Origin of the sequence: Mesorhizobium sp. GbtcB19 (assembly GCF_019091085.1) — a bacterium.
Taxonomy (GTDB): Bacteria; Pseudomonadota; Alphaproteobacteria; order Rhizobiales; family Rhizobiaceae; genus Mesorhizobium.
Map to the genome: position 1 here is coordinate 1 of NZ_JAGXJY010000429.1, position 243 is coordinate 243.

The 243-nt window shown below is 68.7% G+C and carries 1 pseudogene; it reads right to left on the reverse strand.

Features of this window, described 5'->3' with window-relative positions:
* Window positions 1–236: pseudogene (locus tag KVT37_RS32660) on the reverse strand (EipA family protein); the annotation flags it as partial.
* Window positions 237–243 lie beyond the last annotated feature (7 nt).

Consider the following 243-nt stretch of genomic DNA (forward strand, 5'->3'; position numbering starts at 1 on the left):
CCCCGCGATCCCTCGCCGCCGAGATCCCAGCCGGGCGACGGGCCTTGCCAGAACTCCTTATGGTCGCCGGCGTTCTTGGTGTAGGGCGTGCCCCCGCCATAGGTCAGGCCGCCGTTCAGGGCGCCGGATCCTTCCTCGCCCAGCAGGTAGCCGTCGGGCTGGCCGTAGGTGGCAAAGATCTTCTCGACGTCGGAGGCCCGGCCGCCCGACCTTTCGCCGTAGGACTTAAGGCCGGTCTATGTG